The 26,186-nt window shown below is 70.7% G+C and carries 33 protein-coding genes; 19 read left to right on the forward strand and 14 right to left on the reverse strand.

Annotated features, from left to right (window positions below):
* Positions 1–278: 278 nt before the first annotated feature.
* Positions 279–1,106 carry an ABC transporter ATP-binding protein gene (locus ACIQUC_RS03815; protein WP_402263378.1) on the reverse strand — a complete coding sequence of 276 codons (828 nt, stop codon included), beginning with the start codon at positions 1,104–1,106 and terminating at the stop codon, positions 279–281.
* On the reverse strand, positions 1,103–1,999 hold the full coding sequence (locus ACIQUC_RS03820) for a siderophore-interacting protein (protein ID WP_402263381.1): 897 nt from the start codon (positions 1,997–1,999) through the stop codon (positions 1,103–1,105). The genes ACIQUC_RS03815 and ACIQUC_RS03820 overlap by 4 nt, the downstream gene beginning before the upstream one ends.
* A 64-nt stretch (positions 2,000–2,063) precedes the next feature.
* On the opposite strand from ACIQUC_RS03820, the gene ACIQUC_RS03825 reads away from it, so the two are divergent.
* Genes ACIQUC_RS03825 through ACIQUC_RS03850 form a run of 6 tightly spaced genes read left to right on the forward strand, consistent with a single transcriptional unit; the run spans position 2,064 to position 8,102 of the window.
* Entirely contained in the window at positions 2,064–3,011 is a 948-nt protein-coding gene (locus ACIQUC_RS03825; protein WP_402263383.1) for an alpha/beta fold hydrolase, read from the forward strand.
* A gap of 57 nt (positions 3,012–3,068) precedes the next feature.
* A complete protein-coding gene (locus ACIQUC_RS03830; protein WP_402263386.1) occupies positions 3,069–4,604 on the forward strand; it encodes an ABC transporter substrate-binding protein in 1,536 nt (511 codons plus the stop codon).
* Between the two features lie 37 nt (positions 4,605–4,641).
* Positions 4,642–5,595, forward strand: a complete 954-nt coding sequence (locus ACIQUC_RS03835) for an ABC transporter permease (RefSeq protein ID WP_402263388.1) — start codon at positions 4,642–4,644, stop codon at positions 5,593–5,595.
* A gap of 13 nt (positions 5,596–5,608) precedes the next feature.
* Positions 5,609–6,508, forward strand: coding sequence for an ABC transporter permease (locus ACIQUC_RS03840; protein ID WP_402263391.1), 900 nt, complete (start codon positions 5,609–5,611; stop codon positions 6,506–6,508).
* On the forward strand, positions 6,505–7,323 hold the full coding sequence (locus ACIQUC_RS03845) for an ABC transporter ATP-binding protein (RefSeq protein ID WP_402263393.1): 819 nt from the start codon (positions 6,505–6,507) through the stop codon (positions 7,321–7,323). The genes ACIQUC_RS03840 and ACIQUC_RS03845 overlap by 4 nt, the downstream gene beginning before the upstream one ends.
* Positions 7,320–8,102 (forward strand): ABC transporter ATP-binding protein, encoded by a 783-nt coding sequence (locus ACIQUC_RS03850; RefSeq protein ID WP_402263396.1) that lies wholly within the window; start codon positions 7,320–7,322, stop codon positions 8,100–8,102. Before ACIQUC_RS03845 ends, ACIQUC_RS03850 begins: the two co-directional genes overlap by 4 nt.
* A gap of 117 nt (positions 8,103–8,219) precedes the next feature.
* Here the strand turns inward: ACIQUC_RS03850 and ACIQUC_RS03855 are convergent, their stop codons facing one another.
* Positions 8,220–9,665, reverse strand: coding sequence for an amidase (locus tag ACIQUC_RS03855; protein WP_402263399.1), 1,446 nt, complete (start codon positions 9,663–9,665; stop codon positions 8,220–8,222).
* 315 nt (positions 9,666–9,980) lie between these two features.
* Here ACIQUC_RS03855 and ACIQUC_RS03860 point away from each other — a divergent pair, with 315 nt between their 5' ends.
* The 4 genes from ACIQUC_RS03860 to ACIQUC_RS03875 all read left to right on the forward strand — a co-directional run bounded on the left by ACIQUC_RS03860 (position 9,981) and on the right by ACIQUC_RS03875 (position 14,416).
* Positions 9,981–10,970, forward strand: a complete 990-nt coding sequence (locus ACIQUC_RS03860) for a glycoside hydrolase family 16 protein (RefSeq protein ID WP_402263402.1) — start codon at positions 9,981–9,983, stop codon at positions 10,968–10,970.
* 341 nt (positions 10,971–11,311) lie between these two features.
* Positions 11,312–12,334 (forward strand): type II CAAX prenyl endopeptidase Rce1 family protein, encoded by a 1,023-nt coding sequence (locus ACIQUC_RS03865; protein ID WP_402263405.1) that lies wholly within the window; start codon positions 11,312–11,314, stop codon positions 12,332–12,334.
* Positions 12,321–13,748 (forward strand): sensor histidine kinase, encoded by a 1,428-nt coding sequence (locus ACIQUC_RS03870; protein ID WP_402263408.1) that lies wholly within the window; start codon positions 12,321–12,323, stop codon positions 13,746–13,748. The genes ACIQUC_RS03865 and ACIQUC_RS03870 overlap by 14 nt, the downstream gene beginning before the upstream one ends.
* Positions 13,745–14,416 carry a response regulator gene (locus ACIQUC_RS03875; protein WP_402263411.1) on the forward strand — a complete coding sequence of 224 codons (672 nt, stop codon included), beginning with the start codon at positions 13,745–13,747 and terminating at the stop codon, positions 14,414–14,416. The genes ACIQUC_RS03870 and ACIQUC_RS03875 overlap by 4 nt, the downstream gene beginning before the upstream one ends.
* A 90-nt stretch (positions 14,417–14,506) precedes the next feature.
* Here ACIQUC_RS03875 and ACIQUC_RS03880 read toward each other — a convergent pair whose 3' ends face one another.
* The 3 genes from ACIQUC_RS03880 to ACIQUC_RS03890 are packed head-to-tail and all read right to left on the reverse strand — an operon-like array spanning position 14,507 to position 16,358.
* On the reverse strand, positions 14,507–15,115 hold the full coding sequence (locus ACIQUC_RS03880) for a dihydrofolate reductase family protein (protein WP_402263414.1): 609 nt from the start codon (positions 15,113–15,115) through the stop codon (positions 14,507–14,509).
* 35 nt (positions 15,116–15,150) lie between these two features.
* A complete protein-coding gene (locus ACIQUC_RS03885; RefSeq protein ID WP_402263417.1) occupies positions 15,151–16,056 on the reverse strand; it encodes an NmrA family NAD(P)-binding protein in 906 nt (301 codons plus the stop codon).
* Complete coding sequence (locus ACIQUC_RS03890; protein ID WP_402263420.1) at positions 16,053–16,358, reverse strand: EthD family reductase; 306 nt, start codon at positions 16,356–16,358, stop codon at positions 16,053–16,055. The genes ACIQUC_RS03885 and ACIQUC_RS03890 overlap by 4 nt, the downstream gene beginning before the upstream one ends.
* A 208-nt stretch (positions 16,359–16,566) precedes the next feature.
* Here ACIQUC_RS03890 and ACIQUC_RS03895 point away from each other — a divergent pair, with 208 nt between their 5' ends.
* Positions 16,567–16,890 carry a hypothetical protein gene (locus tag ACIQUC_RS03895; protein ID WP_402263423.1) on the forward strand — a complete coding sequence of 108 codons (324 nt, stop codon included), beginning with the start codon at positions 16,567–16,569 and terminating at the stop codon, positions 16,888–16,890.
* A gap of 162 nt (positions 16,891–17,052) precedes the next feature.
* Here ACIQUC_RS03895 and ACIQUC_RS03900 read toward each other — a convergent pair whose 3' ends face one another.
* Positions 17,053–17,448: a hypothetical protein gene (locus ACIQUC_RS03900; RefSeq protein ID WP_402263426.1), complete on the reverse strand. Its 396-nt coding sequence runs from the start codon at positions 17,446–17,448 to the stop codon at positions 17,053–17,055.
* Between the two features lie 97 nt (positions 17,449–17,545).
* On the opposite strand from ACIQUC_RS03900, the gene ACIQUC_RS03905 reads away from it, so the two are divergent.
* The 4 genes from ACIQUC_RS03905 (at position 17,546) to ACIQUC_RS03920 (ending at position 19,367) form a co-directional block, all read left to right on the forward strand.
* Positions 17,546–17,968, forward strand: coding sequence for a GNAT family N-acetyltransferase (locus ACIQUC_RS03905; protein ID WP_402263429.1), 423 nt, complete (start codon positions 17,546–17,548; stop codon positions 17,966–17,968).
* Between the two features lie 215 nt (positions 17,969–18,183).
* Positions 18,184–18,558: an isochorismatase family protein gene (locus tag ACIQUC_RS03910; RefSeq protein ID WP_402263432.1), complete on the forward strand. Its 375-nt coding sequence runs from the start codon at positions 18,184–18,186 to the stop codon at positions 18,556–18,558.
* Positions 18,471–18,728, forward strand: a complete 258-nt coding sequence (locus ACIQUC_RS03915) for an isochorismatase family protein (RefSeq protein WP_402263435.1) — start codon at positions 18,471–18,473, stop codon at positions 18,726–18,728. Before ACIQUC_RS03910 ends, ACIQUC_RS03915 begins: the two co-directional genes overlap by 88 nt.
* A gap of 186 nt (positions 18,729–18,914) precedes the next feature.
* Positions 18,915–19,367, forward strand: coding sequence for an NUDIX domain-containing protein (locus ACIQUC_RS03920; RefSeq protein ID WP_402263438.1), 453 nt, complete (start codon positions 18,915–18,917; stop codon positions 19,365–19,367).
* A gap of 296 nt (positions 19,368–19,663) precedes the next feature.
* Here ACIQUC_RS03920 and ACIQUC_RS03925 read toward each other — a convergent pair whose 3' ends face one another.
* On the reverse strand, positions 19,664–20,470 hold the full coding sequence (locus tag ACIQUC_RS03925; RefSeq protein WP_402263441.1) for an isocitrate lyase/phosphoenolpyruvate mutase family protein: 807 nt from the start codon (positions 20,468–20,470) through the stop codon (positions 19,664–19,666).
* 87 nt (positions 20,471–20,557) lie between these two features.
* The gene (locus ACIQUC_RS03930; RefSeq protein WP_402263444.1) at positions 20,558–20,839 is read right to left on the reverse strand and encodes an ASCH domain-containing protein; all 282 of its coding nucleotides are present in this window, start codon (positions 20,837–20,839) and stop codon (positions 20,558–20,560) included.
* Between the two features lie 171 nt (positions 20,840–21,010).
* Here ACIQUC_RS03930 and ACIQUC_RS03935 point away from each other — a divergent pair, with 171 nt between their 5' ends.
* On the forward strand, positions 21,011–21,445 hold the full coding sequence (locus ACIQUC_RS03935) for a DUF4262 domain-containing protein (RefSeq protein WP_402263447.1): 435 nt from the start codon (positions 21,011–21,013) through the stop codon (positions 21,443–21,445).
* A 362-nt stretch (positions 21,446–21,807) separates the two neighbouring features.
* Here the strand turns inward: ACIQUC_RS03935 and ACIQUC_RS03940 are convergent, their stop codons facing one another.
* Positions 21,808–22,278, reverse strand: a complete 471-nt coding sequence (locus ACIQUC_RS03940; protein WP_402263450.1) for a GNAT family N-acetyltransferase — start codon at positions 22,276–22,278, stop codon at positions 21,808–21,810.
* Positions 22,279–22,428: 150 nt separating this feature from the next.
* Between ACIQUC_RS03940 and ACIQUC_RS03945 the strand changes: the two genes are divergently transcribed.
* Positions 22,429–22,728, forward strand: coding sequence for a hypothetical protein (locus ACIQUC_RS03945; protein ID WP_402263453.1), 300 nt, complete (start codon positions 22,429–22,431; stop codon positions 22,726–22,728).
* Between the two features lie 69 nt (positions 22,729–22,797).
* On the opposite strand, the gene ACIQUC_RS03950 is transcribed toward ACIQUC_RS03945, so the two are convergent.
* Entirely contained in the window at positions 22,798–23,313 is a 516-nt protein-coding gene (locus ACIQUC_RS03950; protein WP_187290524.1) for a GNAT family N-acetyltransferase, read from the reverse strand.
* A gap of 239 nt (positions 23,314–23,552) precedes the next feature.
* On the opposite strand from ACIQUC_RS03950, the gene ACIQUC_RS03955 reads away from it, so the two are divergent.
* Positions 23,553–23,918, forward strand: a complete 366-nt coding sequence (locus tag ACIQUC_RS03955; protein ID WP_022907866.1) for a hypothetical protein — start codon at positions 23,553–23,555, stop codon at positions 23,916–23,918.
* Between the two features lie 66 nt (positions 23,919–23,984).
* Here ACIQUC_RS03955 and ACIQUC_RS03960 read toward each other — a convergent pair whose 3' ends face one another.
* From ACIQUC_RS03960 to ACIQUC_RS03970, 3 genes are read right to left on the reverse strand one after another with little or no spacing between them, the layout of a single operon-like run.
* The gene (locus tag ACIQUC_RS03960) at positions 23,985–24,599 is read right to left on the reverse strand and encodes a GrpB family protein (protein WP_402263457.1); all 615 of its coding nucleotides are present in this window, start codon (positions 24,597–24,599) and stop codon (positions 23,985–23,987) included.
* A 21-nt stretch (positions 24,600–24,620) separates the two neighbouring features.
* Positions 24,621–25,130 (reverse strand): GNAT family N-acetyltransferase, encoded by a 510-nt coding sequence (locus tag ACIQUC_RS03965; RefSeq protein ID WP_402263460.1) that lies wholly within the window; start codon positions 25,128–25,130, stop codon positions 24,621–24,623.
* Between the two features lie 43 nt (positions 25,131–25,173).
* A complete protein-coding gene (locus ACIQUC_RS03970; protein ID WP_402263463.1) occupies positions 25,174–25,593 on the reverse strand; it encodes an NUDIX domain-containing protein in 420 nt (139 codons plus the stop codon).
* A 161-nt stretch (positions 25,594–25,754) separates the two neighbouring features.
* Here ACIQUC_RS03970 and ACIQUC_RS03975 point away from each other — a divergent pair, with 161 nt between their 5' ends.
* A complete protein-coding gene (locus ACIQUC_RS03975; RefSeq protein WP_402263466.1) occupies positions 25,755–26,183 on the forward strand; it encodes a hypothetical protein in 429 nt (142 codons plus the stop codon).
* Positions 26,184–26,186: the final 3 nt, after the last annotated feature.

Genomic DNA, 26,186 nt, shown 5'->3' on the forward strand with positions numbered 1-26,186 from the left:
CGCCTCCAGTCCGGCGTCCCTTGCTCACCGGATGCGTCGGCCCGAGCGGGCGGGATACGTCCCGTTCGACGCGGGACAGCGGCAGGTTCCGCCCGCTCGGCGGACGCGAGCCGCGTGTCGTGCCTGCTCGCGCGGCGGCGCGCGGAGCCCGAGCGGGCGAAATACGTCCCGTTCGGTGAGGGCGAGCGGCAGGTTCCGCCCGCTCGGCGGACGCGAGCCGCGTGTCGCGCCCGCTCGCGCGGCGCGCCTGCGGCGCGCGCGCCGCGCGCCCGCGCGCGTCAGGCCGCGCGGCGCCGCGGCACCACGAGGGGCGTGCCGGTCTCGGGGTCGGTCACGACGACGCAGGGCAGCCCGAACACGTCCTCGACCAGCTCCTCGGTCACGACCGACGCCGGCGGCCCCGAGGCCACGATCGACCCGTCCCGCATCGCGATCACGTGGGTGGCGTACCGCGCCGCCTGGTTCAGGTCGTGCAGCACCGCGACGACCGTCCGACCGGCCGCGTGCAACGCCGACGCCAGTTCGAGCACGTCGTACTGGTGCGCGATGTCGAGGAACGTGGTCGGTTCGTCGAGCAGGACGATGTCGGTCTCCTGCGCGAGCACCATCGCGATCCAGACGCGCTGCCGCTGCCCCCCGGAGAGCTCGTCCACGCCGCGGTCGGCGAGCGACACGGTCGACGTCTGCTCGAGCGCGGCCTGCACGGCGCGCCGGTCCGAGCCCGAGGACGGGTGCAGCAGGTCCTGGTGCGGGAAGCGCCCGCGGGACACGAGGTCGCGGACGGTGATGCCGTCCGGCGCGATCGGCGTCTGCGGGAGCATCCCGATGCGGCGCGCGACGGCCTTGGGGCGGAACGACGAGATCGGGGCCCCGTCGAGGTACACCGTGCCCGCCGTCGGCTTGAGCGTGCGGGCGAACGACTTCAGCAACGTCGACTTGCCGCACGCGTTCGGCCCGACGATGACGGTGAGCTCCCCGTCCGGGACGTCGACGTCGAGCGCCGACACCACCACGCGGTCGTCGTACGCGAGCGTCAGCCCCCGGGCCCCGAGCGCGGTCGCCGGCACAGACGACGCAGACCCGGCACCGTCGACGGAAGGGCTCAATTCTCGGCCTTGCCGTGCCGCCAGTACCCCATGAACGCGACCTGTTCCCGGTCGAGCCCGACCCCGCGCACGAGGTGGCGTCGGAGTTCCTTCACGCAGCCGGCCTCGCCCGCGATCCAGGCGTACACGGGCCGCGACGCCTCGGCGTCGGGGACGTCCCACAGCACCTGCTCGTCGACGTCCACGTCCTGCAGGTCCGCTCCGTCGCCGCACGCGGGCCCGGCGGCGACCGTCGATGCCCAGGCGTGCACGTGGTCGGTCATCCGGACGCCGTGCGAGGCACCGTTCCGGGCGATCCAGCGGACCTCGACGCCGGCGGGCGCGGACACCGGCAGCCGGTCGGCGTCGGTCGGGACCTCGATGAAGACGTGGCCGACGGTGGCGACGTCGAGCGCCTCGAGGATGGCGCAGATGGCGGGGGCGGCGGTCTCGTCACCGGCGAGCAGGATCCGGTCGGCGGCACCCGGGTCGAACTCGGCCGCACCGGTCGGGAGCTCGGCGGGCGACGACGGCACGGCGGGCCCCACGATGCGGAGTTCGTCGCCGACCCGACACGCCGAGACCCAGCGCGAGGCGGGTCCGGTGTCGCCGTGCGCGACGAAGTCGATGTCGAGCTCGCGGGCGTCCGGCCGGAACGACCGGACCGTGTAGGTGCGCAGCGGGTTCCGGATCGCGTCCGGCAGGGCGCGCCAGGCGCCGTACCAGTCCTCGCCGTCGGGCAGGTCGGTGAAGCCGTGCCCGGGGATCGGCAGCACGATCTTGATGCGCTGGTCGAGACCGACCGACGAGAACTCGGCGAGGGCGTCGCCCGTCAGGGTCACCCGGACGAAGTGCGGGGTGAGCGACGTGACGGCCGCCACGCGGACGGAGAAGACACGGTACCGGGCTGCCACGACCCAAGTATGGCATGCCTTACCTAAGAGCCCCAAGGGTCCGCACGGTGCGAGGATCGTCCCCGTGCCCGATGCCGACGACGAATTCCACGACCTGGCCGACCTCGCTCGCGCGAGCGGCGTGACGGCGCCGATGCGCGCCTCCAGGCAGGTGGTCCGCACCACCGCCGGACAGGAGATCGCCGCGATCCGGTGGGAGACGGCGGACGGCCGGGAGGCGCGGATCACCTACCTGCACGGGCTCGGCATCGACGCGCACAGCTTCGACCAGACCGCGCTCGCCGTCGGCGAGCCGGCGGTCGCCGTCGACCTGCCCGGCCACGGCCGGTCCGGGTGGCGCGAGGACGCGGACTACGGTGCCGGTGCCACGGCGCCGGACGTCCTCGCGGCCCTCCGGGCGCTCGACGTCCCGCCCGGGATCGTCGTCGGCCACTCCCTCGGCGCGATCCTCGCCGCCCGGCTCGCCGCGACCGCCCCGGAGCGCGTCACCGGTCTCGTCCTGGTCGACATGTCGCCGGACTTCGCCCAGCGGGCCGTCGACCGGATCGCCCGTGCCCTCGAGGACGAGGAGCCGTTCACGTCGCTCGACCAGGTGGTCGAGCGTGCCGTCGAGGCCCGGGTCGGGGACGACCGTCGGGTGCTCCTCCGCGAGGCCCGGCACACCACCAGGCTCGGCGCGGACGGCCGGCTCGTCCGGCGCCACCACTTCCCGCACCTGCCCGCCGGACGCACCTCGTCGGTGGGGCGCTTCGCGGACGCGTGGCCCGACCTCGAGGCCCTCGACGTGCCGGTGCTGCTCGTCCGGGGCGACCGCGGGTACGTGTCCCCGAAGCTGCACACGCAGTTCGCCGAGCGCCTGCCCGAGGCCGAGATCGTCACGGTCGCGGCCCGGCACGCCGTCCAGAACCAGGCACCCCTCGAACTGGCCGCAGCGATCCGGGCATGGGCGGAAGGTAACGGTTTGTTGCATCCGATCGAACAACCGTCGCCGGAGCACCCCGGCCGCCGCTAACCTCGTGCAAGCGCGCGCGACGACCGTCGCCACCGCGCCGGAAGGAACCCACCACCCATGAGTCCGCTCCCCGCCCGCAGCACCGCACGTCTCGGCCGCGCGGTCGTCGCCGCCACCGCGGTCGTCGTCGCTTCGGCCCTCGTGCTGACCGGATGCTCCGGATCCTCGACGGAGAACGGCGGCACCGACGCCACCGTCCGCGTCGGCCTCGTCCTCGAACCCACCAGCCTCGACATCCGCACGCAGTCCGGTGCCGCCCTCGACCAGGTGCTCATCGACAACGTCTACCAGGGGCTCGTCGGCCGCACGGCGGACGGCGGCGTCCGCGACGTGCTGGCGTCGAAGCACGCGGTGTCGGACGACGGCCTGACGTACACGTTCACACTGCGCGACGGCACCACCTTCCAGGACGGCAAGGACGTCACCGCCGCCGACGTCGTCTGGTCGCTGCAGCAGGTCAAGTCGAACGCGTCGTACGTCGACTCCGCGCAGCTCGCGAACGTGACGTCGATCACCTCGCCGTCCTCCGGTGTCGTGGAGCTCAAGCTCGCCAAGCCCGACTCCGACCTGCTCTGGAACCTGACCGGGCGCGCCGGCCTCGTGCTCGAGAAAGCCGCGAAGAACGACCTGTCCGACTCCGCCAACGGCACCGGCCCGTACGAGGTCGCGAGCTGGAAGCAGGGCGACTCGCTGACCTTCGCGCGGAACGCCGACTACTGGGGCACCAAGGCGAAGGTCGCGAAGGTCGTCTTCCGGTACATCACCCAGCCGTCCACCGCGGTGAACGCCATGGCGAACGGCGACCTCGACGTGCAGACCTCCGTCGACGGCACGCTGAAGAGCCAGCTGGAGAACAGCTCGGACATCTCGCTGCACACCGGCAAGACGACCGACAAGTACACGCTCGCGTTCAACGACCAGAAGGCGCCCTTCACCGACAAGCGCGTCCGTCAGGCGATCCGTCAGGCGATCGACGCCAAGGCGATCATCAAGGCGATCGGCGGCACCGGTGTCGAGCAGGGCGGTCCGATCCCGGAGCTCGACCCGGGCTACCAGGACCTCACCGACATCGACGCGTACGACCCCGAGAACGCGAAGAAGCTCCTGGCCGAGTCAGGGCACCCGAAGCTCGACCTCACGCTGACGTACGCGAACATCTACTCCGCCACGATCGGCGACGTGCTGAAGTCCCAGCTCGCCGACGTCGGCATCACGCTGACGGTCAAGCGGGTCGACTTCGCCACGTGGCTGTCGCAGGTGTTCGAGGCGCCGAAGAGCGGCACCCGCGACTTCGACCTGTCGATGGTGAACCACGTCGAGGCGCGCGACTTCGGCAACTGGGCGAACCCGGACTACTACTTCGGGTACGACAACGCCGAGGTGCAGTCGCTCTACGCCGACTCGGTCGCCGCGACCGACCAGGCCACCAAGGTCGCCGACCTGCAGAAGGCGGCGAAGATCGTCAGCGAGGACGCGGCCGGCGAGTGGCTCTACACGGCGACGTCGATCACGGCCGTCCGGAAGGGCGTCACCGGGTTTCCCTACGACGGCACGAACTCGCGCCTCGACCTGTCGAAGCTCGCCGTCAAGTGATCCTGGCAGGGACCACGGTTCCCGGAGCGCCGGTGTCGTGACCCGGTTCCTGATCGGGCGGGTGCTCCTGCTCGTCGTCGGCCTGCTGGTGGCCAGCGTCATCATCTTCGCCACGCTCCGGGTGCTCCCGGGGGACGTGGCGCAGATCGTCGCGGGCACGCAGGCGTCGCCGGCGCAGGTCGCCGAGCTCCGACAGCAGCTCGGGCTCGACCGACCGGTCGTCGTGCAGTACCTCGACTGGATCGGCGGGCTCCTCCGCGGCGACCTCGGCCGGTCGCTCGTCACCGACGGGCAGGTCGCACCCGAGATCGCCCAGAAGCTCGGCGTCACGCTGCCGCTCGCGGGCATGTCCCTCGTCGCCGCGCTCGTCATCGGGGTGCCGCTCGGCGTGCTCGCGGCGGTGCTCCGTCGGCGTCCGGGCGGCGCCGTGATCGCGTTCCTGGCGCAGGCGGTCGCCTCGATCCCGATCGTCTGGGCCGGCATGCTCCTCGTGGCGCTGTTCGCCGTGACGCTGCACTGGCTGCCGACGCAGGGCTTCCCGCTCGACGGGTGGGACGAGCCCGGACGGGCGTTCGCGGCGCTCGTGCTGCCCGCGCTGACGATCGGCGCCGTCGAGGGTGCCGTGATCCTGCGGTTCACCCGGTCGGCGACGCTCAGCGTGCTCGACGCCGACCACGTCCGGACGACCGCGGCGATCGGGCTCACCCGCACGCAGGCGCTGCTCCGCCACGGGCTCCCCTCGGTGGCCCTGACGGTGCTGGCCGTGCTCGGTGTGCAGATCGCCGGCCTGCTCGTCGGGGCCGTCGTCGTCGAACAGCTCTTCTCGCTCCCCGGCGTCGGCAGGATGCTCGTCACCGACGTCGGCCGACGGGACGTCACGAAGGTGCAGTCGGAGCTGCTCGTGCTCACCGGGCTGGTGCTGCTCGTGGGCTTCGCCGTCGACGTGGTGCACCGCACGCTCGACCCCCGCCAGCGCGAGGTGTCCGGATGAACGGGGTGTCCGCGTGATCCGCCGACTCGTCGCCCGACCGACCGGGGTCTTCGCCGTGGTCGTCCTCGGCCTGCTCCTCGTCCTCGCCGCGGTGTCGCTCGTCTGGACGCCGCAGGACCCCTTCCGCGCCGACCCCTTCCACCAGTGGGAACCACCGAGCCCGGCGCACTGGTTCGGCACCGACGCCTCCGGTCGGGACATCGCGAGCTACCTGCTCGCCGGCACCCGCACGACCGTGCTCGTCGCGGTGGGCTCCGGCGTGATCGCGAGCGTCGTCGGCATGGTCTTCACCGCGATCGGCTCGCTCACCGCGCGCTGGGTCCGCGAGGGCACCGCGGTCCTGCTCGACATCCTCGTGGCGTTCCCGACCCTCCTGACCGCGATGCTCCTCACCGCGATCGCCGGCGGGTCGCTCGGCGTCGTGATCGTCAGCGTCGGCCTGTCCTTCGGAGTGACGATCGCCCGGGTCGCCCGCGGGGAGATCCGCCGCATCGCCCGGAGCGACTACGTCACCGCGGCGCGGGCGTCGGGCGTCGGCGGTGCCGGGGTGTTGTTCCGCCACCTCGTGCCGAACGCGGCGCCCCTGTTCACCGTGCAGCTGTCGCTCGCGATGGCGACCGCCGTCCTCGCCGAGGCCGGCCTGTCGTACCTCGGCTACGGCGCCGGCTCGAACACGGCCTCGTGGGGCAGCCTGCTGTCCGACCTGCAGACGTACATCGGCGTGCACCCGTGGAGCGCGACCTGGCCCGGTGCGGCGATCGCCCTGGTCGTCGCGGCCCTGTCGCTGCTCGGAGACGCCGTCCGCGACGCGACCGACCCGCGCCTGACCACGAGCGACCGTGCGGCCGGTGGTGCGGCGACGCCCCGCACGCCGGACGACCCGACGCCGACGAGCACGGGGGTGACCGCATGAGCGACGCGACCACGTCGGGCACCCGAGCCTCCGGGCTCGAGGTGCGCGGACTGACGGTCCGCATCGACCGTCGGACGATCCTCGACGACGTGACGTTCACCGTGCCTCCCGGCCGTCGCGTCGGCGTCATCGGCGCATCCGGGTCGGGCAAGTCGATGACCTCGCTCGCCCTGATGGGTCTCGAGCCCGCGGGGGCGAGCGTCACGGGCAGCATCCGGCTCGACGGCACCGAGCTCGTCGGGCTGCCCGACCGGGAGCGCGCCCGTCAGCGCGGCGCCGGCATCGCGATGGTCTTCCAGGAACCCGGCACCGCGCTCGACCCGCTCCGTCGCGTCGGCGCGCAGATCGCCGAACCGCTGCGGCTGCACCGCGGGCTCGACCGACGCGCGGCAGCGGCAGGGGCGCTCGACCTGGCGGTCCGGGTCGGGTTGCCGGACCCCGAGTCGCTCGTGCGGCAGTACCCGCACCAGCTGTCCGGTGGGCAGCGGCAGCGGATCTGCATCGCGATGGCCATGGCGGGACAGCCGTCCTACCTCGTCGCCGACGAACCCACCACCGCGCTCGACGTCACGACCGAGGCGCGCATCCTCGAGCTGTTCGAGGGCCTCACCGCGGGCATGGTGTTCGTCACGCACGACCTCGCCGTCCTCGCACGGATCGCCGACACCGCGGTGGTCCTCGACGCCGGCCGGGTCGTCGAGCAGGGCTCGGTCGCCGGACTCCTCGCGGCGCCGCGGCACCCCGCGACGGCCGCCCTCGTCGACGCCGCCCGCGCCACCGCCCGCCGTGCCCCTCGGACCGGAGACTCCGCATGACCGACGTCCTGCACGCCGAGGGCCTGCACCGCACCTACCGACTCCCCCGCCGCGGCCCGTTCGAACCCGGCCCCGTCCGGACGGCGGTCGACGGGGTCGACCTGTCCGTCGCGCCCGGCGCGCGTCTCGGGATCGTCGGCGAGTCCGGTTCCGGCAAGTCGACGTTGGTGCGGCTGCTCGCCGGCCTGGAGGCGCCTTCCGCCGGCACCGTGACCGCGTCCGGTCGTCCGGTGGTGGCGTCCGCATCAGCGGCCGCGATGCGCTGGTTCCGTCGCGAGACCGGGGTGGTCTTCCAGGACCCGTACGCCTCGCTCGACCCGCGGATGCGCGTCGGTGCGATCGTGGCGGAACCGCTCCGGGCGCTGCGGATCGACGGGGACCACCGCGAGCTGGTCCGTGACGTCCTGGAGCGGGTCGACCTGCCCGCCGACGCCGTCGACCGGTACCCGCACGAGTTCTCCGGCGGGCAGCGTCAGCGCATCGCGATCGCCCGGGCGGTGGTGCACTCCCCGCGGATCCTGTTCGGCGACGAGCCGATGAGCGCCCTCGACGTCGTGGTGCGGGCCCGCGTCATCGACCTGTTCCGGTCGCTCGCCGACGACCTCGGGCTGACCCTGGTGCTGGTGTCGCACGACATCGGCGTGGTGCAGCGGCTGTGCGACACCGTGGCGGTGATGTCCGCGGGGCGGATCGTCGAGCACGGGCCGGTGTCCCTGCTCGACGCGCCGGAGCACCCGGTGACGCGGGCCCTGGTGGAGGCGGCGCCGACGCTGCCGTAGGGATGGGTTGTGGTGCGTCGTCGGGTGCGGACTCGGAACGACATCGTCGACGTCGTACGACAGCGACGATGTCGTTCCCCCGCGCGCGCAACCGTTGCGCCCACGCCCGCCGCTGGGTCAGGCGGTCCAGGCCGCCGGGTGCCGCCGCTGCCACCGGAGCCGCCGCTCGAGCTGCGCGCCGATCGCCAGGAGCACCCGCTCGCCACCGGGACGCCCGATGAGCTGCACACCCATCGGCAGTCCGGCGCCGTCCGGGTGCTCCTCGTCCGTCACCCCGACGGGCAGCGTGATCGCCGGCAGCCCGGCCACGTTCGCCATCGACGTCCACGGTGAGTACGCGCACTGGCGGCGGAAGTCCTCCTCGGGGTCGTCCCCGTACCAGCCGAGCGGCCGCGGCGTGAGCGCGAGGGTCGGCGTGAGCACGGCGTCGAACCGGTCGAACGCGCCGATGAGTGCGGCCGAGAACGTGTCGAGCGCCGTCATCGCGTCGAGCACCTGCGTGCCGGTCAGGGTGCGGCCGCGGTCGACGAGCCACGACACCAGGGGCGTCAACTCCGTCAGGTCGATCCCGGGGACCACCGGCAGCCGGGCCGCGCTCGACTCCCACGCCACCCGGAACGCGTCGGCGTACGGCGCCCGGGGCATCCGGACGTCCTCGACACCGTGTCCGACCTCGCCGAGCACCCGGACGGCGGTCTCGACGGCGGCGCGTGCCGCGGGGTCGACCACCACGTCGACGGTGTCGTCCCACGAGGAGCCCTCGAGCAGTCCGACGACGAAGCGCCCCTCACCCCGGACGGCCGCGGCGGTGAACGGTCCCTCGCCGACGTCGGGCGTGACGAGCGCGTACGGGTGCGGCTCCGGGAGCCCGGTCGGCGCCACGAGCGCGTCGAGCAGCATGCCCGCGTCCGCGACCGTCCGCGTGATCGGGCCCGCGACGGACAGGCCGCCGACGCCCGAGCGTCCGGGCATCGACGGCACGCGCCCGCGGCTCGGCTTGAGCCCCACGAGCCCGGTCGCCGCGGCCGGTATCCGGACCGATCCGCCGCCGTCCGTGCCGACAGCGGCCGGCAGGAGTCCGGCGGCGACGGCGACCGCTGCGCCGCTCGACGACCCGCCGGGCGCGCGGCTCGTGTCGTACGGGTTCCGGGTCACGCCGAAGCGGGTCTCGGACGAGGACGACATCCCGAACTCGGGCGACGCGGTCTTGCCGAGGCTCACGGCGCCGGCGGCGTCGAGCGACGCGACGAGCGGATGGTCGACGGGCGCGGGACGCTCGGGCAGGCTCGTCGTGCCGTTCCGTGTCCGGACCCCGGCACGGTCGTACAGGTCCTTGTCAGCAGACGGGAGGCCCCACAGCGGTCGGGACGTCGGGACGCGGTGGCCGAGGTGCTCGGCACGGTCGCGTGCGGAGTCGGCGGTGACCGTCACGAAGGCGCCGAGCGCCGGGTCGAGCCGGGCGATCCGCGCCAGGTAGTGCTCGGTGACCTCGAGGGCGGTGGCGTCGCCCCGTCGGATCCAGTCCCAGAGTTCCTGTGCGGTGAGGTGGTGGAGTTCGAACACGAGACCCCAGCCTAGGCGGGGCCGGAAATTCACCTGAACGTTCATTCAGTGACGTGTCCCTCGTTCGGGGGCCGATCGGGCGGCATCCACGAGCCGCCCTCATCCCGAGCCTGGACGATCCACCGGCGGACTGCGGACCGGACGGGTTACGGTTCCGCGTCGCACCACCAACCTCAGGAGGAACAAGGCCACGTGTTGACCAGGGACAACGACAGGGAACTCCACGGGGGGCACGGGGAAAACAGGGGGAAGGGGCGTCGCAGGGGCGCTCGCGAACAGAACGGACGGATCAGGACGCGGCGGGTCGTCGCCGGCATGGCGATCGTCGCGGGCGGAGCCCTCGTGCTCGGGCTCACGCAGCACGCGAACGAGACCGATGCCGCGACCCGCGGAGCGGCAACGGCACGGTCGGCGACCGGGACTCCGACCAGCGAGCCCTCGGCCACGAGCACCGCGCACGCCACCCCGACGGCTGCTCCGTCGACGGAGCAGCCGTCGGCGTCGTCGTCGACCGCGTCGGCTCGGATCACCGCACGACCGACGCCGACTGCCACCGCCACGTCGGCAGCCGCCGCTCAGGCCGTCACCGCGACCGACTCGACGTCGGTGCCGCGGGGCGACGTCGAGTCGAACGGGCGGACGTGGAAGCAGTCGTACGCCGAGGACTTCACGACCGACGCCGGCCTCGGCAGCGTCCTCAGCGCCTACCCGCGGCTCGGGGCGTACTCGGGCTACAGCGACACCAGCGGACGCGGGTACTACGCGCCGGACAAGGTGCTCAGCGTGTCGAACGGGAACCTCGACTTCTGGCTGCACTCCGAGGGCGGGCAGCCGCTCGTCGCCACGGTGTTGCCGGACGACTACCAGCCGCACACGACGGGCCGCGTGTCGATCCGGTACAAGACCACGGACACCGAGGGCTACAAGTTCGTCGGGATGCTCTGGCCGAGCAGCAACGACTGGAACGAGGGCGAGATCGACTGGCCCGAGGGCGACCTCGGCAGCACGGTCCGACCGGCGTCCGCGATCCCGGGCACGCTGCGCAACGGCATGATGACGTTCGACAGCTCGATCCAGCAGCACTCGGCGTCGACGCAGAGCAGCGGCTACCACGTCGCGACCACCGAGTGGGACCACGGCGCGGTCCGGTTCTACTGGGACGGCGCGCTCGTCTCGACGACGCACAGCGCGGTCCCGACGGAGCCGATGCGCGTGACGCTGCAGGCGGAGACCGCCATCGGCGGCGAGGTGCCGGCGGACGCGAGCGGCCACGTCGACATCGACTGGGTCTCGATCTGGGATTGACGGAGTGCTGACGGGAGGCGCGGGGGCCCCGGGGCCCCCCCCCCCCCGCCCCGGGGGCCCCCCCGCGGGCCCCCCCCGCACGCCCGCCCCCGCCCCAGACCCCCCGGCGCGGCCCCCCCATGGGGGGGGGGGGGCCCGGCGCCCGCGCGCGCCCCCCCCCCCGCGGGGGGGGGTGGTGGGGGGTTGGGGGGGGGGGGGGGGGGGGGGGGGGGGCCCCCCCGCCCCCCCGCCTCCCGTCATGTGGTCCCGCGTCCACGGCGGTGCATCCTTTCGGAGGAACCCCGCGGAGTGCGACCCTCCGTCGGTCGTCCGGGGGCAGCGCCGTTCGTAGCGTCGTCGCCATGACGATCAGCACCGAAGACCGGCACACCACCGGCACACGCGCAGCCGGTCGGACGGGGATCGGCGGCGTCGTCGCACGGCACCCGCTCGCCGCGTTCGCCACCCTCACCCTCGGCCTCAGCTGGCTGGCGTGGATCCCCTACATCCTGTCGCCGCACGGCCTCGGCGTCTGGGACCTGCACTTCCCCGAGTTCCTCGGCACCGCGCAGTTCACCGGCGTCCTGCCGGGGGCGCTGCTCGGCCCGCTCGGCGGCGCCTTCCTCGTCACCGCGATCGCGGACGGCCGACCCGGTCTCCGCCGCTGGGTCGGTCGGCTCTGGCGCTGGCGGGTCGCCTGGTACTGGTACGCCCTCGCCCTCGTCGGCGTGCCCGCGCTCATCGTCGCCACCGGGCTGCCCTTCGCGGGCGGTCAGGTGCAGGCCCCGAGTGCGCTCGCGCTGCTCGCCCTCGTGCCCGGGCTCGTCGTGCAGCTGTTCTCCACCGGACTGTCCGAGGAGCCCGGCTGGCGTGACTTCGCCCTGCCCCGGCTGCAGGAGCGGTTCGGCCCGCTCGGTGCCGCGGCCGTCCTCGGTCCGCTGTGGGCGCTCTGGCACATGCCGCTCTACCTCAGCGACTGGGGCGGCTGGCCGGACGCGCACTGGACGGAGCCGCTCGTCTTCGCCCTCTTCACGATCACCTTCAACGTGGTCATGACGTGGGTGTTCAACCGCACGGGCGAGAGCCTGCCGGTCGCCCTGCTGCTGCACGTCGGCGTCAACAACACCATCTCGACGCTCTGGGCCGACATGTACCCGGGGATGACGGCCGGGACGATGATGCACGGCCTCGCGATCGTGTCGACCGTCGCAGCGCTCGTCCTGCTCGTGGCGACACGGGGGCGGCTCGGCTCCCCCGGCGGCGAACGCGGCGGTCGCGGCGGGATCGCAACCGGCGCCGACACCGACACCGACGGCAGCACCGGGACCGGGACCGCCGCCGTCGGCACGCCTCGACTCGTAGGATCGAACGATGGCACCCGCTGACGCGCCCGACCGACGCGACGCACGCGGCGCGCCCGTCCGACGAGGCCGCGGGACCGACCTGCTCGTCGCCGCCGGCACCGCCGTGGTCACGCTCGGGCTCCTGCTCGGCCTGCCGCCGCTCGACGCCCTCGACCCGGACACCGCTGGTGCCTCGGGCACCGGCACCGGGTTCCCCGACGTCGGCGGGACGGCGTGGACCCTCCTCGCGATCGCCCTGGTCGCCCAGTCGGCCGTGCTGCTCGGCACCCGTCGGGCACCACGCTCCGTGCTCCTGGCGGTCAGCGCCCTGCCGATCCTCCTCGCCCTCGTGGCACCGAGCACCGCGTACGGCCTCACCGCGCTGCCCGTGGTCGTGGCCGTCGTGCTCGCCACGCTCCGGATCCCGCTGTCCCGGCTCTGGCCGGCGGTCACCGCATCCGCCGTCCTCGTGGCGATCGGGACCGGGGCCTCGTCGGCCGTCGGCTCCGGCGGGGTGCGCAGCGGCCTGGCGTCCGGGCTCGGAGCCGCGGCCGGTCAGGGCGTGCTGCAGGCGGTCGGAGCGGTCGCCCTCCCCCTCGTCGTGACACTCGTCGTCCGGTCCCGCCGCGAGCTCCGCGCAGCCCGTCGTGCCGAGGCGGACGCCCGGAGTGCCGAGGCGGACGCCCGCACCGCAGCGGCCGACGCCCGGAGCGCGGCAGCCGACGCGCGCAGCGCCGAAGCCGCCGCCGTCGCCCGGGAGCAGGACGCCCGCGTCGAGGCCGCCGTGTCGCGCGAGCGCGCCGCCATGGCCCGGGAACTCCACGACATCGCCGCCCACCACCTGTCCGGGATCGCCCTGATGTCGGCCGTCGTCGACCGCCAGATCGACACCGATCCGGACGGCGCGCACGAGGGCGTCCGGCAGGTGCGGGAGCAGAGCACGGCCGTCCTCGAGGACCTCCGGCGCCTCGTCGGACTCCTCCGCGACGACTCCCCCGCCGAGACCGCGGTCGAGACCGTCGCCGGGATCGTCGACCTGGTCGAGCACGCCCGACTGCGGAGCGCCGTGACCCTCGCCGTCCTGCCGGGCGAGCACCCGCTGGCGGACGGCATCGGCCCGCTCACCCAGCTCGTCGCCTACCGCACCGTGCAGGAGGCCCTCGCCAACGTCGCCCTGCACGCCGCCGGTGCGCCGTGCACGGTCACCGTCGACGACCGCGACCCCGACCAGCTGACGGTCCGCGTCGAGAACGGGGTGCCCACCGCACCGTCCGCCGGCAGCTCGCCCGCGGGTGGGAACGGACTGCGTGGCATGCGCGAGCGGGCAGAACTGGTCGGGGCGCGCCTCCAGGTCGGTCCCACCGGTGACGGTGGCTGGACGGTCGAGCTGGTGACGGGCCGGGAGGCGCGGCCCGACGCCGACGCGTCGGCCGACGCTCCGGAGGTGGCCGGGTGATCCGGGTGCTCGTGGCGGACGACCAGCCGCTGGTGCGAGCCGGCGTCACCGCGCTGCTGTCCGCCGAACCGGACATCGAGGTCGTCGCGGTCGCCGCCGACGGCGGCGAGGCGCTCGCGCTCGCCCGGAGCACCCGGCCCGACGTCGCCTGCCTCGACATCCGGATGCCGGTGCGGAACGGCATCGAGGTCACGCGCGAACTCTGCGGCCCCGGGGCGGACCCGGCGGTGCCCGTCCTCGTGCTCACCACGTTCGACCTCGACGACCTCGTGTTCGGGGCGCTCGAGGCGGGTGCGTCCGGCTTCCTGCTGAAGGACGCCGAGCCGGACGTCATCGTCGGTGCCGTGCGGCAGGTCGCGGCGGGCAACGGCACCATCGACCAGGCGCTGACCCGACGGGTGCTGCGCGAGTTCGTCGCTCGGCGGAGCCTGCAGCCGGTGTCCGGTGACCGGGCGGACGAGGTCCTCACCGCTCGCGAGCGCGACGTGCTCCTGCTGCTCGCCCAGGGGATGTCGAACGAGGAGATCGCCGCCGCGCTCGTCGTCGAGGTGTCCACGGTGAAGTCGCACCTCGCCCGGATGCTGCCGAAGCTCGGGGTGCGCTCGCGCCTGCAGGCGGTCGTCTGGGCGTACCAGAACCGGATCGTGACGGTGCCGGAGGGGTCGTGACGGGCTCGGTGCGTCGGCGTGCGCGTGCGTTGTTCGTGCGCGGGCGCGTGTGCGCGCGCGGTCGCGTGCGCGTGCGGTCTGCGGTGGTGCTCAGGCGCGGCGGCGGTACCGGATGTGGGTCGTGAGCGGCGAGTGCAGGACCTCGACCGGCACGAAGTCGAACGTCTCGGCGCCGTCCTCGAAGATCCGCTCCCCGGAGCCGAGCAGCACCGGGGCGATGTCGAGTGTGAGCTCGTCGACGACGCCCGCGGCGAGCGCCTGGCGAACCGTCGCGGCACCGCCGGCGATGTCGACACCGGCGTCGCCGGCCGCCTCGACGGCTCGGGCGTAGGCGGCGTCGAAGCCGTCGGTGACGAAGTGGAAGGTCGTGCCGCCGTCGAGCGCGATCGGGTCGTGTGCGGTGTGCGAGAGGACGAAGACCGGGGCGTGGTACGGCGGTTCGTCGCCCCACCAGCCCGTCCAGTCGTCCGGTCGCTCGTGGCGGGGCGGCCCGAACATGTTCTGGCCCATCACGTACGCGCCGCGGGGACGCATGAGCCACCCGGCGGCGGTGCGGTCCGCCTCGCCGACGTCGGCGCCGGGCATGTGCCAGGTGTGCAGCTCGCCGCCCCGGCGTCCGAGTGGCTGGTCGAACCCCTGGTCCGGCCCGGCGACGTAGCCGTCGAGGGAGATCGACATGTGGCAGGTGGTGTCGGTCATCGGGTGCACTTCCGTTCGGGATTCCGGCTCGGGGCTCAGGCTCCGGCTCCGACGTGTTCGGCGAGCACGTCCCGCACCGTCGTCCAGCCCTCTGCACCGTACCGCTCGTCGTCGACGTGGTGCAGCGTGGCCTCGCCGCTGAACATGCTGACGAAGTACTGCATGCCCTGCCACGCCGGGAACGGTTCGTCGTCGCCGGCCTTCGACAGGCGTCGTCCGACCCGGGCCATCGCCGAGAGCGTCCCGGCGGTCCCCGCCCACTGCAGGCGGAAGGGCCTGCCGGTGAGCCGGGACATCGTGTCGGCGATGCTCCGCGAGGTCACCCGGTCCCCCGCGACCTCGACGAACCGCGGTGCGTCGGGGTCGAGTGCGACGAGCGCCGTGGTGCGGGCGACGTCGTCCTTCGTGGTGAAGTCGAGCACCTGGTCGGCCGAGGACCAGTAGAGCACCCGCTGCCGCTCGAACAGGATGAGCGGTGCCAGCCCGGTGAGCATGTCGGTGAACGCGCCGTTCAGCACCGAGGTGGCCCGGATGCGGGCGGCGTCGAGGTCGGCGGCGAACTCGCGGCGCAGCTCGAAGTTCCGGTTCGTCCCCGGGGTGATCGAGCGGTAGTCGGCTGCGTAGTCCGACGGGATGAACCGTTCGACACCGGCGTCCACCGCTGCCCGGAGCAGCGCACGCTGCGCATCGACGATGACCGGGCGTGTGCCGCTCACCGCGGACACGACGACCTCGACCCCGGCGAGCGCCGCCGTCAGGGCGGCGTGGTCTCCGTAGTCGGCTCGGACCACCTCGACGTGGTCGTCGCCCTCGTTCGGTGGGGTCGCCGTGGATCCGGGCCGGGTCAGGACCCGGACGTGGGTGTCGTGCCGCCGGAGTGCCCGGACGATGCGTCCGCCGAGGTCACCGGTCGCGCCGGCGACGAGGACGGTGGTGGTCACGCCTTCTCGACGTCGGAGAAGAGCCCGGTGAACGTCGCTCCGGTGGCGCCGAGCTGGCCGAAGAAGGCGCCCGCTTCCTCGCCGGCGACCGCTGCCGACGCGTCGTCGTAGGAGTCGAAGTACAGGTCGAGCGTCCGGTGGGCCGGGGTGGGCGTGCCGTCCTCCTTCGGCCAGACCTTGCCGGCTTCGAGACGGCGGAGCTCCGGCAGGGCGCCGGCTGCTTCCTCGAGCGCGGGGTAGGCCTGCTCGAAGGCGGCGGGGTCGGCCGGGTTGTCGATGATGAGGGTGATCTTGGTCGTCATGGGGCCAGTGTTCTCCCTGGTCGCTGTCGCCGTCCGAGGGAACGTCGTCGCCGCGCGTGGCTCGTCTCTCTCACACTCATCTCGTCGCCGGGCATGGAGGGCGACGGGCTTTCGAGATCCCGGAGACCTGACGGCCCGCAGGACGCGTCCGTACGACGCACCCCGGATTCACTTGGTCGACGCAACACCTTCCTCCGAGGTGTTCTCCGTGTATCTCTCCATGTCGTCTCCACAAGCTGTCCGGTTCCTCGCCTTGATCCGGGAGGGACGAGGTCTCAAACCCTCCGCCCGAATCGCTGGTGTCAGCAAGGAGACCGGGTACCGGTTCCTACGCGAGCGGTATCTGCAGCAGCGCCGATCCGGTTCTGATCCCGCAGCTGCGTTGACCAACGTCGGTCTGACGAGCAGTCGCGTGGCCTCCTGGGAAGCGCGCCTGAACCTCGACAGCCGGCACCACTTGCGTGTCGAGCTGAGTGTCGAGGACCGGTTCTGGTCGGCGTTCCTCGCGGGCGCATCCGTCGAAGCTGCCTGACGCGGACGCACACCGACAGCACCGTAAGCGACGGGCCAGCTCATGCCCTGTCTGAGTAGCTCCGAGAATCGCGCCTCGCGGGCACACTGTTCCAGTCTCGATCCCATCTGCAACGCTCCGACTCACGGTGGTGTTGCAACGACCAGCTGAACCCAAGATCGTCTATCGGACAGCTGATCGCCGGGCGCGCCACCACGTGAGCGGTAGAAGCGCAAGCGGGGTCACGGCGAAGGCGAGGCCCGTCGACGCGATGACGGTCAGTGTCCAGTCGGTTTCAAGGAACGTCACGCGTTGGCCGGACGAATCTGAGAGTGAACAGTCGGTACCGAGCGGCCAGTATGACGGGCTAACACTGACCCCTGCTCCCTCGCCGGAGATGGCATCGACAAAAGCGGGGCTGTTGGTGCAGCCAGCTCCATCGTCGCCGCCGATGAGTCGACCTTGTGCCGCAATGACTGAACCACCGAAGAGCGTCAGTCCAACGACGATCAAGACCGCGGTCCAGAACCAGAAGAACGTCCAGCGCAGAGACGGCAGTCGGTTCTCGTTCGCACGCATGACACCGATTCAAGCGCATCGATAAGCCAGTCGGTCGGCCCCGATGCCGTCCGGTAGCGGATCGTCTGACGAGACGATCTCGCAGTACCGTTTCACGGTGGACTATTCCTTCTCCGCGCCGACCGCGATGGAGTTCAAGGCGCTCTACGACGAGACCGGTTGGGCAGACTGGCCCCTCGACCACTTCGAGCGCGCTCTGCTCGGAAGTTGGGTCGTCTGCACCGTCCGGGATGACGCCGGCCGCCTGATCGGGATGGGCCGCTTCATCAGCAATGGGGCGCTTCACGCCTTCGTCACGGAGATGATCGTGACCGAGCAAACTCGCGGTGCAGCTATCGGAGCGGAGGTGCTCGCCCGCCTGGTAGCTCAAGCGCGTCACCGTGGCGTTGAGGATGTGCAGCTCTTCGCGGCCCGAGGTCGAGCCGAGTTCTACGAGCGGCACGGCTTCGAGCGTCGGCCCGAGAGCGGACCTGGCATGGACGTGGAGGGCGTTCGGGACTGCTACCGCGGCCAGAGCTAGGAGAGCGGTCGTCCACCGACGTGAGGGGATCGACGTGTCGTGGGTTCACGGTAGCCGTGCGAACGGCCGTGGGTATCGCGGTCCGTAAGAAGGTACGAATTGAAGATCGGGCGGACCATCGACCTTCGAACGAGTCACTGCTTCGCTCCACCGGAGTCCGCAGAGCGGCGGACCGCCGGAGCTCTGCGAAGTTCTCCCGGTGGGAGACTTGCCCCATGTCAGCCGCTACCGCGCTCCTCGTCATCGATCTTCAGCGGGGCGTCGTGCGTGACTGTTTCGACGCCGAAGGTGTGCTCGCCCGAACTGCTCGACTCGTTGACCGAGCAGGAGCGAACGACGTGGCTGTGTTGTGGGTGCGCGACCACGGCAGCTTCGCGGAGGGGTCCGCGGACTGGGAACTGGCGGCACCACTTGAGCGTCGAGCGCACGAGCCGATCGTCAGGAGAAGTATCGGGACTCGTTTTCGAATACCGACCTCGACGAGATCCTGGAATCGCTGGACGTGCAGCATGTCATCGTCGCGGGTGCGCAGAGCGACTACTGCATCCGGACAACGACCCAGGCCGCGGCCGTGCGTGGCTTCGACGTGACGTTGGTGTCTGACGCGCACACGACGACCGACGCAGAGCACGACGGTGTGCACATCAGCGGGGAGCAGATCGTGGCGCACACGAACATGTACTTCGGTGGTCTACGGTACCCCGGCCGGCACTACGCGGCGGAGCAGCACGATCGAGTGAGCTTCCAGTCCGACCGATAGCCGATCGGCTTCCGGACACTGTTCACTGGCCGCATGAGCGCGCGACAATCGCGCGTGTGACGCTACATGACGCGATCAGCAGCCTTCGGATCAGCAGCGTCGCCAATGTCTCGGTTGTTCGGCATCTTCCGACCGCGCTACTTCATCCGATCCTCGATCGGGCGTGGTGGCCGGTAGCTTCGGAACATGCCGGTTTCTGAGTACGTGCGATCGCTGCGACAGCGGGTCGGCAGCAGCTACCTCCTCCTTCCCGGTGTGACCGCGGTCGTCCGAGACAGCGATCGCTTCCTCCTGGCCCGCCAGCGCGACTCCGGACGGTGGAGCCTGATCGGTGGCGGCGTTGAACCCGGCGAAGAGCCACGCGCCGCTCTACAGCGCGAAGTGCGAGAAGAGCTCGGCGTCGGCAGCGATGTCATCCGCATCATCGGCGCCTACGGCGGCAGCCTTCTCGAGAACGTTTACCCCAATGGTGACCACGTCGGGTACATGACGGTGGCATACCTCTGCTCACTTGATGCTGCGGCGTTCGCCCTCGACGAAGACGAAGTGCTCGAGATCCAGTGGGTGACTTTCGACGAGCTCAGTGAGCTGGATCATCACGAGTGGATCGACCAGGTACTGCACGACGCTGTCCGGTAGCCGATCGGCTATCGGAACGGCTCCCGGCAGTGAACCGCGGCTCGGAACGCCCGGCGCTCATCTGTGCATCTTCCCGGTGTCGTGATCCTCGTGGCCGCGGTGATGATGGTGGTAATGGCCGCCGTAGGGCTTGCTCGAGGCGACCGACTATCGCGCTGAGGGATCGGTCACCGAGACCTTCGCCATCACCTTCTGCACCAAGCCGAGGCAGACATTCAAGGAGCGAAGAGAACCAGCGTCAGTCGACGTTGGTTCTCTTCCTTCGAATGCCCGCCAGGCGCGAGTCGCTGGCCTCGTTAGAACAGCGAGTTCAGCTCGCCGTAGTCGACGGCCGGCGTCAAGGACCCGTATGTGCCGGCAGTCAGCAATTCCATAGCGGCCGACCGAGCAATCTCGTACGCGGCCTGCGTCATGCCCGAGCCGACGCTCACGCGGGCCACTCCGAGTTCTGAGAGCTGCGCGGCAGTCAGGGAGCCGGGCTCGACCATCACGTTCAGCGGGCCGTCGATCGCCTCAGCCAACGCCCGGATCGTTTCGGCGTCGCCGACTCCGGGTACGAAGACACCATCTGCTCCTGCTTCGAGGTACCGCTGGGCCCGATGGAGGGTCTCTGTGAAGCGCTGCTCCGGTGCGACTAGGCCGGCGAGATACACGTCCGTCCGCGCGTTGATGAACATCGGTACCCCGGCACGATCCGCTGCGCGTCGAGCCGCGCCGATACGGTCCACAAGCTCAGCTGCGGGCAGTGCGCCGTCCTCGATGTTGATGCCGACCGCACCGGCTTCGAGAACCGCGTCGACTGTGTGTTCCACGCCGTCTGCGTCGTCGGCGTAGCCGCCCTCGACGTCAGCGGTGACCGGCACAGTCACCGCGCCAGCGATCCGAGAAACTGCTGCGACGGCCTCCTCGCGCCCGAGCGCGTTACCGTCCGCGTGACCGAGCGACCAGGCGACACCTGCGCTGGTGGTAGCGATGGCTGGCGCACCCGCAGTTTCGACGAGTCGGGCGCTTGCTACGTCCCAGGCGTTGGCGAGAAGGAGCGGATGTGCGGGGTTCTGGTGGAGCGTGTGGAATGCGGTTGCCCGCGTGGTTCTGTTGTTCACCCGCTCAGTTCAGCCGAGCCGTGGTTCCGTGTCTGGCGGATATCGGACGACGCGGTCAGCGTTGCAGCGGTCTCGATAACCGATCGCCTATTGGGAGGTCTCGATCGCGAGCTTGGCGACCGCGACCACTGCATCGGACGGCATGTCCGGGTAGTTGTTCTCGCGGAGCTGCTGTGCGAAGAGCTCCATGTCGGTCTCCGGAGGCTGGTGGGCTTGTTCGGCAGTGAGGGCGTCGAGCCGGTACCGGCGTACGGCGATCACGACGCCGGGGACTGGTCCTGCCGTCGGGTGGTCGTCGAAGACGAACACGGCTGCTCCCACCGGTGAGTCCTCGTTCCACCGAACGGTGGTGATCTTCACTCCGGACACGACCGCCTCATAGTGCTTGCGACGGAAGCGGATCGTGTTGGGCGCTGCGCTGACCACGCGCCTACTCTGCCGCAGTAAGACCGGGCGGCGATCGTCGGGCCAACAGTCCGATGCCTGCTCCGTGCGATCGGCCATCGTTCATCGGAGTGACAACGCAGCTACGCTCGCCTGGTGAACGAGCCCGATGCCGATCCCGTCGCCCGGATGAGGGCGATCGTCAACGAGTACGGCTGGGGTATCCAGCACGTCCTTCCAGATGTTCAGGGCGAGGTGGCGTCGTTCTCCTACACGGTCGGGCTCACCACGCGGGGATGGGGCGAGCTCATCATCACGGGCTTACCGCCGGAGGTCGCGGGACAATTCATCCGCAACGCTGTCGACGAGCAGCAGGAGAACGGACCGTTTCAGGCAGGCGACCAGACCGAAGAGCTGACGGAGTCGGGATCCATCTTGTTCACGCAAGCGGCGGACGTGCGTGGCATGACCATGACGGCTGCCATCGTCGGATCGTTCACGGCGATGCAGATGGTGTGGCCCGATTCCCAGGGGCGTTTCCCATGGGACCCCGACTATCGCAATCCGACAGCTGCCCAACCACTTGTTTGAGCGACGATCGCGTGGCAGCCGCCTCGTACCCGTCGATCAGCGGGACAAGCGAAGAGCGCACTCGCGATTGCTGACCATCTCGCTAGCCGATCGGCTTCTGTGACAGGTGAACTGGTAGCCTCGGCCCGTGCTGACCCTCTGGATTGCGGCGGTAGCGGTAGTTTGTCTCAGCTGGGGCACCGTCCTGCTTTGCTTCCCAGAGCCGATCGCACGGTTCTCACGGAAGGTGCAGGGCGAGTTTTGGGGAGGTCAGTTCACTCCGGAGCTGACGAGGTTCCTGGGATGTGCTTTCGCGCTCGCCGGAGTTGTGATCGCCGTGTCGCTGCTTGCGCACCTCCTCAGAAGCTGACGGTCGTGTCCGCTTACTGAGTGCCCAAGGTCCGGACCATGATGAGCGTCGGACCGGACCAATCGATGCCGTCGTGTTCCTCCAACGGCGTAAACCCGACGCTGCGGTAGAAGGCGCGCGTTTGCGCGTACGGCTCGTGCTCGAACGACGGTCCGACTGTGTGCACCGAGAGCAATGTGCCGCCGTCGGTTTGCAGCGCACTGACTACCTGTTCGACCAGGGCTCTTCCGACACCAGACCTGCGCTGCGTCGGGTCAACTGCGATGAGATGAAGTTCCGCAGCCTCCCGGAAGTGGCGTCGCGTCAGCGCGATCCCGACCACTCCCGCAGTCCCGACAGCGAGCAGACTTCCGTACGCCGAATCCTCGGTCGCCGACACGTAGTTGTCGACAGCGACAGGGTCGCCGAACCAGTCAGGCAACGCCTCGAGGATCCGCCGCGTGTCCCCAGGGCTCCGACCCTCAACCACTTCGATGAAACTCACACAGACAGCCTGTCACAGCGTCCAGAGCTGGCTCCTTGGGTGGACGGTTCCGGTCACCGTCGAGGCAAGCGCAGAGATCGTTCGAGGACGTTCATCGCGGTGTGAGCACTCTGCGACCGAGACTCAACCGCCCGCTCGTACTGTGCCGGGATGAGCGAAGTCAGAGCGCCCGCGGCCCTTCCGCGCGCCCTAGTCGTGATGATGTGGATGCTTGCGGCGCTGTTCAACGTGGTGTTCGTGAGCTTCTTTGCCCTGTACTCAGCAGCCAATGACTGGGCCGTAGAACGTTCGGAAGCGACTGGAGCATTCGAGCCGTCACAATTGCTTCCGCATGATGCGGCGCTGTGGCTGAGTGCCCACGTGGCGATCGTCCTTCTCGCAGTGCTCGACGCCATGGGTGTCGCGCTGTCGCTGCGCGTCAGCCGAGGACGCGTCAATCAGTCTCAGTAGCGGATCGGCCTCTGAGACGGAATTGAGCACTTCAGAAGCTGCATGTCACCGATTGACCGTCGTTGCCGGTCAGGTCGTGACGGATTTCTTCCAAATCCGCACCAGGACCCCGTCTGGTTCACGCCGTTCGCCGCCGAGGGCGAACCCGGCGCGAATCGCTACCCGCATCGAAGCCGAGTTCTCGGGCTCGATCGCGAGCTGCGGAGCCAAGGACAGTCGCGATGCGCTTCGCGCCAGAGCACCAACGGCATCCGTGGCGAGACCCCGTCCTCGATGCCCGGAAAGCAGGGCGTAGAACAAGTCGACCGAGTCGCCGCGCGGAGCCGCGCCGCACGTTCCCGCGCGCACACCATCGCCTGTGCAGATGACCCACCGGAACGACCGTCCCTCCCGAGCACGCTTCACAAAAGAGCGGCATCGCTCACGGGCTCGGGCTTCGGTCATGGTCGCGGGATAGAAGGTCCAGCGGGTGACCTCCGCGTCCTGACTCAGCGCGTACTCGATCGGCCAGTCTCCTTCTGAGAGCGCAGCCAGCGAACCGCCAGTCAGCGGCAGATCCAACCGGTCAGGCCACACGTCACCCATCACCTCACGGTAGCCCGTGGGGCCGGCAACGAGGGGAGAATCACGGTCGGCACGGACGGGTCGAACACGCCCTCGGTGGCGCACGCCATCGTGCAGTGCTCCGCTCGTCAGCACGTCCCGACAGCGGATCGCCCCGCGGACGCCGGAGAGGCTGGCGACGACGACGAGCGACATCCGGCCCGTACCGATAGGCGGTCGGAAACCGGGCGGTCAGGAGAGCTGCACTGTAGGACTGTCCCATGATTGATCGTGCCGAGACCCGTGAGGTCACGCTCGAGTGCCCCCAGCCCGCAGAGCGCGCAGTGCAAGTCATCGCCGGTTGGCTAGCTGAGAGAAGCGGGAGCGCCGTCGAAGCCACGACGGAGGGTGCTGTCGATCTTGGCTCGCGGTTCACGTACCGGATGTGGGGCGCCACGCGACGGGGCTTACGCAGGCTGCCGATGCGGTTGTCTTGGCGTGTTGCCGACAGGACGACGGGGAGCAGCGTCTCGATTCAGATGCGCAGCGACGAGGGCGAGTACCTCGTCCGCACCCACCAGCATCACCTGGTCTATCAACGAACGTTCGACGTGTTGAGCGACGAGCTGACTTCGCTGTTGACGTAGCTGCCCTGCGGTGACCATTCGGGGATCCGGAAACGGACGAGATTGAGATGGCTTCCGATCAGCGCACTACGTTGACCGTCGCGGACGACGGTCGTGTGCGTGGTCCGGATCAGCCACGAATGCTCGTTCGTAGATGTCGTAGACCACCGCAGCCTTCGCGTCGTTGTAGCGGATGCGTTCGTCAGCGCGCACCGCCACAGCCTTGGCGTCTGCGTACGCCTGACGATCTTCAGGGTGGGTCCGCAACCACTCCACGAACACGCGGTGTCGTCGCGGCTCCACCGCATCCGGCGACCACACGTGCAGGTTGGTGTTGGGATCGCCGAGGGTGAGCTGACGGTGTGCGTCGCCGGCAATCGCGTCGCGGAAGATCAGACGGAACCCAGCGGCTTCGAGCCGCGGGAGCCAGGCTTCCTCGTCGAGCACGTCGGGCACGAGCAAGTCGGTGTCGATGACGGGCTTGGCGATCATCCCGGGCACGGCCGTCGAGCCGACGTGTCGGAGCGTGCCATCAGCGCCGAGCGCACGGTCGACGAGATCGCGCACGCGCAGGTACGAGTCGGTCCACGACGGGTCGTACGCCTGCGGAGGACCGGGCTCGGTCTGTCGGAACGCGATGCGCTGCGATTGACGGGCTGCATTGCCGTCGTCGAGGAACGGACGCCAGAGGGGGTGCGTCACCACACTCCCATCATGGACCGCTCAACGGGTCTCAGTCGCCCGTCCCCGACGGTGCAGGACCGTTGGGTGCCAAGAAGGGGCTTCGAGTTCACGCATCCACGCCACCTCCAGCTCGAGCTGACCGGTCCTCGAGAAGAGACGCACTTGCTGCGTGTCGGACAGCACGGCGGCGAGTGCACTCCGGTCTGCCGGACCGAATCCGAGTTTCTGCCAGAAGGGGCCCGACCGGCGCGAGAAGAGCCACGCCCGCGATGCGCCCGAGCGGGATGCTTCTTCGAGGGCGAACCTCGCGAGACGGGTGCCGGCGCCAGCGGTGCGCCGTGTGCTCGAGACTGCGACGCTCCGGATCAAGACATCCGCGCCGTCAGTGCTGGTTTCGTATCCGCAGCTGCCGATGATCTCGCCATCGTGGTCGCGCTCGACCCAGACTCGGACGGCGGGTGAGTCGAGACCAGCGATGGTGAGATCAGCTTCGCTGAGGAACGCACTGAGCTCCTGGACGTCGTCGCTCGTCACCGGTTGGTAGGTCATGACTCATGCTCTCGCAACAGGCCGCCCTTCCCGGGACCGGCTGTCAAGACGGCTTCGATGGCGGCTGGCCCGTGTCCAGGACGAGATGGACCGCGCGTCTCGCTTCGTCGGGCACGAGACGTTCCTCGTCGAGGGACGACGCCGCGACCCATCTCGGCTCGTACGTGTTGCTCTCCGACGTCCGGGAGAGCTCCGGCCCGCCGAGCGACACTTCCGAGGAGGCGACTCGCACCGCGAAGTACGCGGCAGGCACGTCGCGGTCCACAGGGACGTCGAGCAGCTCGCCCACGTCGCCGCTGAGCCCGGTCTCTTCGAGCAGTTCACGGCGGCAGGCCTCGCGCAAGGTCTCGCCCGCTTCCACGCCGCCTCCGGGAAGCACGCAGTAGCTCCGGCCGTCCTGGAACCGCCTGATGACGAGGACCTGCCCATCGAGCAGGACGACCGCCGCGGATCGGATGCGCATGCTGCCAGTCCACCATGCGCCGGCTCGAACCAACAGAACCCGCGACGACTGATGACCCAGCGCGACGCTTCGTCCTCCTCTGGGTGGCGCCTGTGCGCGGGACGTGGGCGAGCCACCAGGATGGACCGGACCACGCGAGCGCGTCGGTCGGAGAGGACACCGTGTCGGACGACATCAGCAATGCCGGACTGCAGGCCATGATCGAGCGAGCCGGGCGGATCACCGCCGACGAGGCAGAGTCGCTCGACGTCGCGTGGAAGGCCGACGAAGGCATCCTGCTGCCGGAACCGAGTGCTTCCCTCGCGATCCAGGGAGGCGCCGACGGGCGGATGGTCACGAACGCCGACCTCGTGGCTGCGTGGCAGCACGCGCTCGAGGCCGCAGGAGCAGCGGGCCGCGTCGAGGAGATCGAGGCCGCGCAGCAGGCCGGACGCGCGGTGCGACACTCGGATGCGCGCCTCCGCGACCGGGCGGGCGCCGAGGAGGCAGTCCGATCCGCGGTGCTCGCCACCGGGGTCCGTGACCTCGTCTCGGACGACGAGTACGCGACACTGACGGCCGCCTGGCGGAAGGTGCTCGGGGGCGTCTGACCG

Source organism: Curtobacterium sp. NPDC098951 (assembly GCF_044759965.1).
Classification (GTDB): domain Bacteria; phylum Actinomycetota; class Actinomycetes; order Actinomycetales; family Microbacteriaceae; genus Curtobacterium.

Bases quoted from the DNA above. Each gene is read 5' to 3' on its own strand.
- ACIQUC_RS03870 (WP_402263408.1), top strand. From the start codon at position 12,321: ATGGCACCCGCTGACGCGCCCGACCGACGCGACGCACGCGGCGCGCCC.
- ACIQUC_RS03860 (WP_402263402.1), top strand. From the start codon at position 9,981: ATGGCGATCGTCGCGGGCGGAGCCCTCGTGCTCGGGCTCACGCAGCAC.
- ACIQUC_RS03970 (WP_402263463.1), bottom strand. From the start codon at position 25,593: ATGCGCATCCGATCCGCGGCGGTCGTCCTGCTCGATGGGCAGGTCCTC.
- ACIQUC_RS03880 (WP_402263414.1), bottom strand. From the start codon at position 15,115: ATGACCGACACCACCTGCCACATGTCGATCTCCCTCGACGGCTACGTC.
- ACIQUC_RS03920 (WP_402263438.1), top strand. From the start codon at position 18,915: ATGCCGGTTTCTGAGTACGTGCGATCGCTGCGACAGCGGGTCGGCAGC.
- ACIQUC_RS03945 (WP_402263453.1), top strand. From the start codon at position 22,429: ATGAGCGAAGTCAGAGCGCCCGCGGCCCTTCCGCGCGCCCTAGTCGTG.
- ACIQUC_RS03850 (WP_402263396.1), top strand. From the start codon at position 7,320: ATGACCGACGTCCTGCACGCCGAGGGCCTGCACCGCACCTACCGACTC.
- ACIQUC_RS03955 (WP_022907866.1), top strand. From the start codon at position 23,553: ATGATTGATCGTGCCGAGACCCGTGAGGTCACGCTCGAGTGCCCCCAG.
- ACIQUC_RS03950 (WP_187290524.1), bottom strand. From the start codon at position 23,313: ATGGGTGACGTGTGGCCTGACCGGTTGGATCTGCCGCTGACTGGCGGT.
- ACIQUC_RS03900 (WP_402263426.1), bottom strand. From the start codon at position 17,448: ATGCGTGCGAACGAGAACCGACTGCCGTCTCTGCGCTGGACGTTCTTC.
- ACIQUC_RS03865 (WP_402263405.1), top strand. From the start codon at position 11,312: ATGACGATCAGCACCGAAGACCGGCACACCACCGGCACACGCGCAGCC.
- ACIQUC_RS03965 (WP_402263460.1), bottom strand. From the start codon at position 25,130: ATGACCTACCAACCGGTGACGAGCGACGACGTCCAGGAGCTCAGTGCG.
- ACIQUC_RS03890 (WP_402263420.1), bottom strand. From the start codon at position 16,358: ATGACGACCAAGATCACCCTCATCATCGACAACCCGGCCGACCCCGCC.
- ACIQUC_RS03845 (WP_402263393.1), top strand. From the start codon at position 6,505: ATGAGCGACGCGACCACGTCGGGCACCCGAGCCTCCGGGCTCGAGGTG.
- ACIQUC_RS03830 (WP_402263386.1), top strand. From the start codon at position 3,069: ATGAGTCCGCTCCCCGCCCGCAGCACCGCACGTCTCGGCCGCGCGGTC.
- ACIQUC_RS03910 (WP_402263432.1), top strand. From the start codon at position 18,184: ATGTCAGCCGCTACCGCGCTCCTCGTCATCGATCTTCAGCGGGGCGTC.